General features: G+C 71.1%; 9 protein-coding genes. 1 reads left to right on the plus strand and 8 read right to left on the minus strand.

The window, feature by feature from the left end; all coding sequences use genetic code 11:
• The coding region (locus ABZU99_RS07880) for a hypothetical protein (protein WP_355941579.1) at window positions 1–192 on the minus strand (192 nt) is incomplete at its 3' end.
• A 369-nt stretch (window positions 193–561) separates the two neighbouring features.
• On the opposite strand from ABZU99_RS07880, the gene ABZU99_RS07885 reads away from it, so the two are divergent.
• Complete coding sequence (locus ABZU99_RS07885) at window positions 562–1,338, plus strand: tyrosine-protein phosphatase (protein ID WP_356043903.1); 777 nt, start codon at window positions 562–564, stop codon at window positions 1,336–1,338.
• Window positions 1,339–1,347: 9 nt separating this feature from the next.
• Here ABZU99_RS07885 and ABZU99_RS07890 read toward each other — a convergent pair whose 3' ends face one another.
• Genes ABZU99_RS07890 through shc form a run of 7 tightly spaced genes read right to left on the minus strand, consistent with a single transcriptional unit; the run spans window position 1,348 to window position 10,820 of the window.
• Window positions 1,348–2,616 carry a serpin family protein gene (locus tag ABZU99_RS07890; RefSeq protein WP_356043821.1) on the minus strand — a complete coding sequence of 423 codons (1,269 nt, stop codon included), beginning with the start codon at window positions 2,614–2,616 and terminating at the stop codon, window positions 1,348–1,350.
• 4 nt (window positions 2,617–2,620) lie between these two features.
• On the minus strand, window positions 2,621–4,021 hold the full coding sequence (locus ABZU99_RS07895) for an aspartate aminotransferase family protein (RefSeq protein ID WP_356043824.1): 1,401 nt from the start codon (window positions 4,019–4,021) through the stop codon (window positions 2,621–2,623).
• The gene (gene dxs / locus ABZU99_RS07900; RefSeq protein ID WP_355940779.1) at window positions 4,018–5,955 is read right to left on the minus strand and encodes a 1-deoxy-D-xylulose-5-phosphate synthase; all 1,938 of its coding nucleotides are present in this window, start codon (window positions 5,953–5,955) and stop codon (window positions 4,018–4,020) included. The genes ABZU99_RS07895 and dxs overlap by 4 nt, the downstream gene beginning before the upstream one ends.
• A 22-nt stretch (window positions 5,956–5,977) precedes the next feature.
• Window positions 5,978–7,144, minus strand: a complete 1,167-nt coding sequence (gene ispG / locus ABZU99_RS07905; RefSeq protein WP_356043828.1) for a flavodoxin-dependent (E)-4-hydroxy-3-methylbut-2-enyl-diphosphate synthase — start codon at window positions 7,142–7,144, stop codon at window positions 5,978–5,980.
• Between the two features lie 4 nt (window positions 7,145–7,148).
• Window positions 7,149–8,171 (minus strand): adenosyl-hopene transferase HpnH, encoded by a 1,023-nt coding sequence (hpnH, locus tag ABZU99_RS07910; protein ID WP_355940773.1) that lies wholly within the window; start codon window positions 8,169–8,171, stop codon window positions 7,149–7,151.
• Complete coding sequence (locus ABZU99_RS07915) at window positions 8,122–8,877, minus strand: 1-hydroxy-2-methyl-2-butenyl 4-diphosphate reductase (protein ID WP_356043832.1); 756 nt, start codon at window positions 8,875–8,877, stop codon at window positions 8,122–8,124. Before ABZU99_RS07915 ends, hpnH begins: the two co-directional genes overlap by 50 nt.
• Window positions 8,877–10,820 carry a squalene--hopene cyclase gene (shc, locus tag ABZU99_RS07920; protein ID WP_356043835.1) on the minus strand — a complete coding sequence of 648 codons (1,944 nt, stop codon included), beginning with the start codon at window positions 10,818–10,820 and terminating at the stop codon, window positions 8,877–8,879. The genes ABZU99_RS07915 and shc overlap by 1 nt, the downstream gene beginning before the upstream one ends.
• Window positions 10,821–10,849: the final 29 nt, after the last annotated feature.

A 10,849-nucleotide genomic window follows, 5' to 3' on the forward strand; every position in this document is an offset into this window, starting at 1 on the left:
GTCGCGGGCCTCGGCGCGTTCGGCCTCGCTCCACCGGGTCGGATCACCGCCGAGGCCCAGCACGCCGGCCATCGCGCCGGCGAAGCGGAACCGCAGCGAGCTGACACGTGCGCTGCCCATGGCGTGGGGGCTGTCGGTGCCCCAGGCGGCCATCACCCGGGCCGGGTGGCGCCGGCTTGCGCAGCTGTACACCTCGCCGACCGTGATTCCCGGGCCCCGGTGGAGGTGGAGCGGTTCATCGTGATCGGTGAGGTGGAGGCATAGTCGCTGCGCCGCCCCGAGATTACCCATACTCGGTCATTTCCGCTGATACCAATCATCATTCTCCCCCAGTTCCCAACAGACCTTCACATGATCGGGGAGCGTGCCCGGGGCGGCAATGGATCCGCACACTCATCGACACTGATTGCCCCAGGAACCCATGTCGTATGGTCAGCAGAGCCCGCCTCGCCGATGAGCGGCGTTCCGGCGGCCGAACGCGAAGGAGTGCCCGTGACGCAGCAGCCACGCCCAGACTCCGTCCGGGGGTACGCCCCGCAGGCCCCCCAGACCGGATCCGAGCTGGTGGGGGTACGCAACTTCCGTGACCTCGGCGGGCTGCAGGCCGCCGACGGCCGGCGCGTACGACCCGGTGTGCTGTTCCGCAGCGGTCATCTCGCCCATGCCACCGAGGCCGACACGGCCTTCCTCGACTCGCTCGGGCTGCACACCGTCTTCGACTTCCGCAACGCCGCCGACATCAAGCTGGAGGGCCCGGACGTCACGCTCCGGGGCGTACGGAACGTCAATCTCCCGCTGTCCGATCCGGCCGACGGCGCCGGGTTCTGGACCATGGTGCGCGAGGGCGATCTGAACACCCTGCGGGGGCTGCTCGACGACGGGCGGGCCGAGAAGCGGATGATCGGCTCCTACCGGGCCATCATCACCAGCCGCATCGTCGAGCACGGCCGGGTGCTCAGCGCCATCGCGGAGGACAGCTCGCCGGTGCTGATGCACTGTTCGGCTGGGAAGGATCGGGCGGGGCTGTCGATCGCGGTGACCCTGCTCGCCCTCGGCGTCGACCGGGAGGCCATCGAGGCCGACTATCTGGAGTCGGCCGCCGCCCACCGCCGCTACAAGATCTGGCGCAAGGGCAACTCGGCGGACGGGACCGACCCCATGTCACCGGAGGTGCTGGCGCTGCTCCACCCACTCTTTGACGCCCGCGCCGAATATCTGGCGGCGGCCTTCGAGACGATCGAGGAGACCTGGGGCGGTACCGAGCGCTATCTCACCGAGGGCCTCGGGCTCACCGCTCCGCAGCGCGAGCGGCTGCGGGAGCGGCTGCTCACCGGCTGAGAGCCCTGCTCACCCGGGGTGCCCGGGCAGCCGGGGGCCCCGGGCCGGCAGCCCCCAGGGGCGGTTGGCACCGTGCTGCGGCTCCGGCTCCCGTTCGGGCTCGGTGACCCACCCCGCCGTCAGCACCAGACCGGTGGCGCGGTGCACGGCCAGAAAGCCGAACGGGCGCTCGTACCTGACGCTGACCAGCTTCGCCTTCTCCGCCGGCGGCGCCGAGCCCACGCCCATCGAGAACGCGGTCACCGCGGCCGCGAAGAACCCCTCGGGGCTGAACGCGGCCGTGATGGTCTGCTGTCCGGAGGAGACCGCCAGCGGGGTGGGGCTGATGCCCGGGAAGTGCCCCCGGGAGTCGTCCTGAGCGGTACGGAGCCCGAACAGATCGGCGTGGCGCAGCAGATCGTGCCGGGCCCGCACGGTGAACTGCGGGGTGTTGAGGACGAGCGAGGGGGTGGGGTCCCAGCTCGTGACCTCCATGACCTTCACGCCGGGCCCGGCCTCGCCGAGCGGCAGTGCCGAGCCGGGCAGCCCCTCGTAGCCACCGCCGAGCGCGGCGATCCCCGCTTCCAGCACCTCGCCGCCCGGGACGTCCTCGGCGCCGAGCACCAGGTGGACATCGAGGCCGTTGTCGCCCGAGACCCCGGAGAGGGTCAGCGGCCCGGCGGGGGTGTCGGGGACGACCCGGAGCGTTCCGTCGAGATCCGTGGTGGTCCGGGTCAGACCGGCCAGCTGCCGCTCCGCCCACGGCCCGCTCGACGGCCGCATCCAGCCCTCCTTGAACGGCTGCACCCAGGTGGTCTTCACCATCAGCGCCCCGGCCAGGACCAGCAGGGTGTCCGGGGTCAGCGGGACCGGCATCTGGCCGATCTCACCGCCGGTCCGCCGGGACGCCCACGCGTCCAGCTCCTTGCGGTCCCGCGCGGTGTCCCCGGTCAGCGTCCCGCGCACCCCGGGCGGCAGCTCCGCCTCCCACTCCGGCCGCACCGGGAGTTCCTGACGGGTCCACAGCCCGGTGGCGGCGTCGACACCCTCCAGCCCCGCGAGCGCCTCGATCACCTCGCGGCCCAGGGTGGTCGCACCGTCCGCACCGGTGCCCAGGGCGCGTTCCAGCTCCGCGCGGGCCGGGCCGCCGGCGGCGCCCGCGAGCAGCGCCAGCAGCGGCCAGACCCCGGCGGCGGCGAAGACCGTGCCCTCGTCCTTCACGGCGGCACGCGACCATGCCGCCGTCATCGCGTTGACGCCCCGTACCGCCTTCGCGTCCATCACTTTTCGGTCCCCCATCGGATCAGCGGTGCGCCACCGCCTGTTTGACGAGAGTCCGGCCGAACTCCCACATCAGACCGCCGCCCCCGTGTGCGTCGTCCATCACCGCCGTGAACGCCTCGACAAAGCGGTCCACTTCCCGCTCGCCGATGATCAGCGGCGGAATCAGCTTAATGACCTCCAGATGGTCGCCGGAGACCTGGGTGAGGATGCGATGACGCTGCAGCAGCGGTACGACGACCATCTGCGCGAACAGCCCCTTCCGCGCCGCCTGCAGCATCGCCCAGCGGCTGCGCAGCCCCAGCGAGGACGGCTTGCCGAACTCAATACCGATCATCAGCCCACGGCCGCGTACGTCGTGCAGCAGCTCATAGCGGTCCACCAGCGCGGTGAGGCGGTCGCGCAGCAGCCCGCCGGTGCGGCGGGCGTTCACGACGATCTGCTCGTCCTCCATCACGGCCAGGACGGCGAGCCCGGCGGCCATCGCCTGCGCGTTGGCGCCGAAGCTCGCCGAGTGGACCAGCACGCGGTCCATCGAGGAGTAGACGCGTTTGAAGATCCAGTCCTTGCCGAGGGTGGCTCCGACCGGCACATAGCCACCCGACAGCGCCTTGGCCACACACACCAGATCCGGTTCGACGCCGTCCTCGTGGCTGTAGGCGAAGAAGTCCCCGGTGCGGCCGAGCCCCGTCTGCACCTCGTCGGCGATGAGCAGCGCCTTGTGTCGGTGGAGCAGCTCCTGCGCGGCGAGCAGATAGCCGGGCGGCGCCTCGTGCACGCCCTTGCCCTGGATCGGCTCGACGACGAACCCGGCTACGTCCCCGCGCGCCAACTCCCGCTCCAGCGCTGCCAGATCGCCCAGTTCGACCGCCGTGTCGGGCAGCAGCGGGGCGAACCCCTTGCGGAAGCCGTCCTCCCCGTTGACCGACAGCGAGCCGGTGGTCAGCCCGTGGAAGGCGTGCGCGCAGTACAGGATGCGTGGCTTACGGGTCGCACAGCGGGCGAACTTCAGGGCGGTCTCGACGGCCTCCGTACCGCTGTTGCCGAAGTAGACCCGGTCCAGATGCGGGGCGTGGCTCAGCAGCCGCTCGGCGAGCAGACCGGGCAGCGGCTGGCAGTCGAAGCGGGTCAGATCGGCGAGGTCGGCGTCCAGGACGTCATGCAGCGCCTTGCGGACGACAGGGTGGTGGCGGCCCAGGCCCATCACCCCGAAGCCCGCGAGCATATCGAGGTAGTCCTGGCCCTCGTCGTCCCAGAAGTACGCGCCCTCGGCCCGCTTGTAGACCTTGTCGAAGCCGAGGGTGCGCAGCATGCGCGGCAGCTGATGGTTGAGATGCCGGGTGTGCAGTTCGTATCGCTCACTGGCGCGCTCGGCCAGAAGCTTCCCGAGGTCGAACCCCGAACGCTGCTCGGCTGCTGTCATCCCTGGCTCTCCTTGGCGGCGACGGTGCGGAGCCCGTCCGCGCGGCTCACATCGATACGGGCGAGGGCGGCCCCGATCCGGCCGGCGATCTCGGCCGGAGTGAGCCCGATGTCGGCCAGCAGTTCCCCGCGCTTGGCGTGGGGCAGGAAGGCCTCGGGGATGCCGAACGTCCGTACCGGCAGATCGACATCGGCGTCGCGCAGCGCCTGGGCGACCGCCGCGCCCACCCCGCCGCTGCGCACATTGTCCTCGATGACGGCCACCACCCGGTGGCGCGCCGCGAGCCCGGGGAGCTCCGGGTCGACGGGCTTGACCCAGCGCGGATCGACCACCGTGCAGCGGATCCCGCGTTCGGCCAGCAGCTCGGCGGCGCGCAGCCCGACCGGGGCCATGACCCCGGCGACCACGAGCAGGACGTCCTCGCCCGGGCCCTCGGCCTCAGCCTCGCGCAGCACATCCATCCCGCCGGCGCGGCGAAGCGCCGGGATGGGCGCGCCGACCGACTCCTTGGGGAAGCGGATGACGGTCGGCGCGTCGTCCACGTCGATCGCCTCCCGCAGCTGGGCGCGGAGTTGGTCGGCGTCGCGCGGGGCGGCGATCCGCAGGCCCGGCACCACCTGGAGGACGGACATGTCCCACATGCCGTTGTGCGAGGCCCCGTCCGTACCGGTCACGCCCGCCCGGTCGAGGACGAAGGTGACCCCGCAGCGATGCAGTGCCACATCCATCAGCAGCTGGTCGAAGGCGCGGTTGAGGAAGGTGGCGTAGACGGCGAAGACCGGATGCAGTCCGCCCGTCGCCAGGCCGGCCGCCGAGACCGCCGCGTGCTGCTCGGCGATGCCGACGTCCCACACGCGCTCCGGGTACGCCTCGGCGAAGGGCGTGAGGCCGACGGGGTCGAGCATCGCGGCCGTGAGGGCGACCACTTCGGGGCGCTCGGCCCCGATCCGCACCATCTCCTCGCCGAACACCGAGGTCCACGACCGGCCACCGGAAGGGATGAGGGGCGCGCAGGTGAGTGGGTCCATCGCGGCGACGGTGTGGAATCGGTCGGCCTCGTCCTCCAGCGCGGGCCGGTAGCCGCGGCCCTTCTCGGTGAGGCAGTGGACCAGGACGGGGCCGTGGAACCGCCGGGCGCGGCGCAGGGCCGACTCGACGGCCTCGGTGTCATGGCCGTCGATGGGCCCCAGGTACTTCAGCCCCAGGTCCTCGAACATGCCCTGGGGCGCGAAGGCGTCCTTGAACCCCTTCTTGGCGCCGTGCAGCGATCCGTACAGCGGCTGGCCGACCACCGGGGTGCGCTGGAGCACCTCCTTGCCCCAGGCCAGAAAGCGCTCGTAACCGTCGGTGGTACGGAGGGTCGCGAGGTGGTTGGCGAGACCCCCGATGGTCGGGGCGTAGGAGCGCTCGTTGTCGTTGACGAGGATGATCAGCGGGCGGTCCCGGGCGGCGGCGATGTTGTTGAGCGCCTCCCAGGCCATTCCGCCGGTCAGCGCGCCGTCGCCGATGACCGCGACGACATGCCGGTCGGCGCGGCCCCGGACCTCGTTGGCCTTGGCGAGGCCGTCGGCCCAGCCGAGCACGGTGGAGGCATGGCTGTTCTCGATGACGTCGTGCTCGGACTCGGCCCGTGACGGGTAGCCGGACAGACCGCCCTTGTGGCGGAGCTTGGAGAAGTCCTGACGGCCGGTGAGCAGCTTGTGGACGTAAGCCTGGTGGCCGGTGTCCCACAGGATGCGGTCGGTCGGCGAGTCGAAGACGCGGTGCAGGGCCATGGACAGCTCGACCACGCCGAGATTCGGCCCCAGATGGCCTCCGGTCCTGGCCACCGCGGTGATCAGGAAGTGCCTGATCTCCTCGGCGAGTACGGCCAGTTCCTCGCTCGTCAGCGCTTTGAGGTCGTGCGGGCCCCGGATGTTCTCCAACAACGGCATGCTCGGATCCCCTCCTCGGGTGTCAGCCCACGGTGACGTCCGGGGTACCCGACGGGCCCCCCTCGTCCTTCATGCGCCGCGCGATGTTCATGGCCTCGTCGATCAGGGTCTCCACGATCTTCGACTCCGGGACGGTCTTGATGACCTCGCCCTTGACGAAGATCTGGCCCTTGCCGTTGCCGGACGCCACCCCCAGATCCGCCTCGCGCGCCTCACCCGGACCGTTCACCACACACCCCATGACGGCGACCCGCAGCGGCACCTCCATGCCCTCCAGACCGGCGGTGACCTCGTCGGCCAGCTTGTAGACGTCCACCTGGGCACGGCCGCAGGACGGGCAGGAGACGATCTCCAGCCGGCGCCGGCGCAGGTTCAGCGACTCCAGGATCTGGATGCCGACCTTGACCTCCTCCGCCGGAGGGGCCGAGAGCGAGACGCGGATCGTGTCGCCGATGCCCTCACCCAGCAGCGCGCCGAACGCCACCGCCGACTTGATGGTTCCCTGGAAGGCGGGGCCGGCCTCGGTGACGCCCAGGTGGAGCGGATAGTCGCACTGTTCCGCGAGCAGCCGGTAGGCGCGGACCATCACCACCGGGTCGTTGTGCTTGACCGAGATCTTGATGTCCCTGAAGCCGTGCTCCTCGAACAGCGAGCACTCCCACAGGGCCGACTCCACCAGCGCCTCGGGGGTGGCCTTGCCGTACTTCTCCAGCAGCCGCTTGTCCAGCGACCCCGCGTTCACTCCGATGCGGATCGGCACACCCGCGTCCGAGGCCGCCTTGGCGATCTCCTTGACCTTGTCGTCGAACCGGCGGATGTTCCCGGGGTTCACCCGCACCGCGGCGCACCCGGCGTCGATCGCCGCGAAGACGTACTTCGGCTGGAAGTGAATGTCCGCGATCACCGGGATCTGCGACTTCCTCGCGATCACCGGCAGCGCCTCGGCGTCGTCCTGTGACGGGCAGGCCACCCGGACGATCTGACACCCCGACGCGGTCAGCTCCGCGATCTGCTGCAGCGTCGCGCCGATGTCCGCCGTCACCGTCGTCGTCATCGACTGCACGGAGATCGGGGCATCCCGGCCCACCGCTACCGATCCGACCTGGAGGCGGCGGGAGGGGCGGCGCGGTGCGAGCGGCCTGCCCGGCAGGGCGGGCAGGCCGAGTGAGACCGGTTCTCCTGGGCTCATGGGGTCACCGGCCTCCCGTGGCGGTCTCACGGGCCGCGCGCAGCGACTCCTTGAGAGAGCCCATGGTCGCCAGGACGGCGGTGGGCTCATAGCCGCAGTGGGCCATGCAGTTGTCACAGCGCGGGTCCTTGCCGCGGCCGTACTTGTCCCAGTCGGTCTCCTCGACCAGCTCGCGGTAGGTCGGGACATAGCCGTCGCTCATCAGGTAGCAGGGTCGCTGCCAGCCGAAGAGCGAGTAGTTGGGGATGCCCCAGGCGGTGCACGGGAAGTCCGTCTTGCCTTCCAGGAAGTCCAGGAAGAGCGGGCTGTGGTTGAGCCGCCAGCGTCGGCGGTTGCCTCCCGCGAACGCCTTCTTGAACAGCTCACGGGTCTGCTCGACGCCCAGGAAGTGCTCCTGGTCGGGCGCCTTCTCATAGGCGTAGGCGGGCGAAATCATCATTTCGTCCACCTTGAGGTCGTCATTGAGGAAATTGAGCACCTCGATGACGGTCTGCGGGGTGTCGGTGTTGAAAAAGGTGGAGTTGGTGGTGACCCGGAAGCCGCGCCGCTTCGCCTCCTTGATGGCCGCCACCGCCTCGTCGAAAACCCCTTCCTTCGCCACCGATTCGTCGTGCCGCTCCCGCAGCCCGTCGATGTGCACCGCGAAGGCGAAATACGGAGAGGGGGCGAACAGGTCGATCTTCTTGCGCAAGAGCATCGCGTTGGTGCACAGGAAGACGTACTTCCTCCGGGCCACCAACTGCCGTGCGATCTCGTCGATCTGCGGATGCATCAAGGGCTCACCGCCCGCGATGGAGACCATCGGGGCGCCGGACTCCAGCACCGCGCCCACGGCCTGCGCGACCGGCATGCGCTGCTTGAGCACGCCAGCCGGATGCTGGATCTTGCCGCAGCCCTCGCATGCGAGATTGCACGCGAAGAGCGGCTCCAACTCCACGATCAGCGGAAACTTGTCCCGCCGCTTGATCACCTTCTGGTCAAAGAGATACGTCGCGACCCGGACGGTCTGGCGGAGTGGCATGGCCATCGAGCTCACCTCCTGGGAGTAGCGAAGAACGGTGCCAGTGAAAGAAAGCGGGAAGGACAGTCCGTAGTACCCGGAACGCCGATATTCCACCGCGCAGTGTCCCGATACGGACGAGCTCATGTTCAGGAGCGTCCACGATCACCCGTACGGCCGCAACCGCACGGACGCCGTGGCGCACAGCGGTGCGCAGGGTCGCGGCGGACTCCATGTCCACCGCGATCGCGCCGGTGCTGTGCAGCGCGGCCCGCTCGGCGCCGCGCACGACATGGCCGGACCCGACGACCGGGCCGAGGTGGACGGACCGCCCGGGGCCCGTCCGCTGGAGAGATGACAGGGCATCGGAGAGGATCCGGCTGCCGGTGCAGGGGGTGCGGCCCGCCCGGTCACGGGTCTCGTCGGCCACGACGAGGTCCCCCGGGTGCATCCCGGGGGCCAGCCCGGCGCAGAAGCCGGTGGCGATGACGGCGGTGTGCGACGGCCCCTGGCGCCCCGGTCCCCCGGCTTCGCCGGTCCCTTCGCTCGCTCCCGACAGCGCCCGGCTCACGACGCGCTCGGCCGACTGCGGCCCCATGCCCGTCCGCAGGACGGTCACGGACCCGGCGGCGGCCCCGAGGTCGGCGCCCCGCAGGGCGAACCGCTCGATGCCGAGCGCGCAGGCGATCAGCAGCGGCGCGCCGCCGGGGCCCGGGGCCGGCTCGGCGGACATCAGAAGCTCCGCGGACGTGCCCCGGTGGCCTCGCCGTGGACATACCGCCCGAGCGCCGTGAGCGGAAAGACCTGCCGGTAGAGGTGGTAGTTGATGGAGAAGTCCCAGGGGAAGCCGGTGCCGGTGAAGTACGGCTCGTCCCAGGACCCGTCGTCCCGCTGGGTGGCGGCCAGCCAGGTGACCCCGCGCTCGACGGCCTTGCTCTCCCGCTCCCCCGCCGCCAGCAGCGCGAGCAGCGCCCACGCGGTCTGCGAGGCGGTGGAGGCGCCCCGGCCGATCCACTCGGGATCGGGGTAGGAGCGCTGGTCCTCGCCCCAGCCGCCGTCCTCGTTCTGCACGCTCTCCAGCCAGCGCACCGCGCGGCGGACCGCCGGATGGGAGGCGGGGACCCCGGCGCTGACGAGGGCGGGGACGACGGAGCCGGTGCCGTAGACGTAGTTGGTGCCCCAGCGGCCGAACCAGGCCCCGCTGGGCTCCTGCTCGGCCAGCAGCCAGTCGATACCGCGCCGGGTGCGGGCGTCGTAGGACCGCCCCTCGTGGGCGAGCATCTCCACCACATGAGCGGTGACATCGGCCGACGGCGGGTCGATGACCTCCCCGAAGTCGCAGAACGGCAGCCGGTTGGGGAGCGAGCTGGTGTTGTCGGCGTCGAAGGCTCCCCAGGCGCCGTTCTTGGACTGCATGCCGAGCGTCCAGCGCATCCCGCGCCGCACGGCCGCCTCGATCCGCTCGGGCTCGGGGTGGTCGACCCGGCGCAGCGCCAGGATGACCTCGGCGGTGTCGTCGATGTCCGGGTAGTTGTCGTTGTGGAATTCGAACGCCCAGCCGCCGGAGGGCACGGCGGGCCGCTTCACGGACCAGTCGCCGGGCCGGTCGATCTGCTCGGCGAGCATCCAGTCGGCGGCCTTGACCAGCGCCGGGTGGGCGGAGTCGAGTCCGGCGTCGGCGAGCGCGATGGTGGCCAGGCAGGTGTCCCAGACCGGGGACTGGCATGCCTCGATCATCCGGCTGCCGTCCTCGTGCCAGACGGCGAAGCGGTCGAGCGAGGCCAGCCCGGCGCGCATCACCGGGTGGTCGAGGTCGTAGCCGAGGAGGTGGAGGGCGATCACCGAATAGACGGCGGGTGGCTGGATGCCGCCCCAGCAGCCGTCGTTCTCCTGGCGCTCCACGATCCAGCGGGCGCAGGACCGCAGGGCGGCCCGGCGCAGCGGCCGGACGGCGACCTTGCGGTAGGCGTGCAGGGCGCGGTCGAGGCGCTGGAAGGCGCCGTCCCAGGAGGTGGCGGGGGCCAGGGGGCGCTGCGGATTGGGCCGGCGGGGGTCGGTGTGCAGCTCGTCGAGGGGGAAGGGGGCCGGGCGCACCGGGCGGTGGGCCGAGACGATGGTGAGCGGCACGATGGTCTGCCGCGCCCAGCAGCCGAAGTCGTAGATGTTGAGCGGGAACCACTTGGGGAAGTAGATGATCTCCGGCGGCAGCTCGGGCAGGTCCTCCCAGCGCCACCAGCCGAAGAGGGCCAGCCAGATACGGGTGAAGACCCTGCTGTTCGCGATGCCGCCCCGGGCCCGTACCCATGCGGAGGCGGCGGCCATATGGGGCGCGTCGGGCTCGTCCCCGGCGAGCCGCAGGGCGACATACGCCTCGATGGTGGTGGAGAGCTCGGGCGGGCCGCCGTGGAAGGTGGCCCAGGTGCCGTCCGGGCCCTGCTGGGCGCGGAGGTAACGGGCCGCGGCGTCGAGCGTGGCGGGGTCCTGGACGCGGAGGAACTCCCGGAGCATCAGGTCCTCGGCGTCCATGGTGACGTTGGTCTCCAGGTCGCCCTTCCACCAGCCGCGCTCGTCCTGACGGGACAGCAGATGGTCCACCGCGCGCGCCGTCGCCTCACGGGCGAGCACTAAGGTCTCGGACTCGGATGGCTCGGAGGGATGGATAGTGGTCGCTGTCATGGCTTCCCCTCTGCAGTGTCACTCTGCCG

The organism is Streptomyces sp. NPDC005266, assembly GCF_040607655.1.
In the GTDB taxonomy this organism is placed as follows: Bacteria; Actinomycetota; Actinomycetes; order Streptomycetales; family Streptomycetaceae; genus Streptomyces.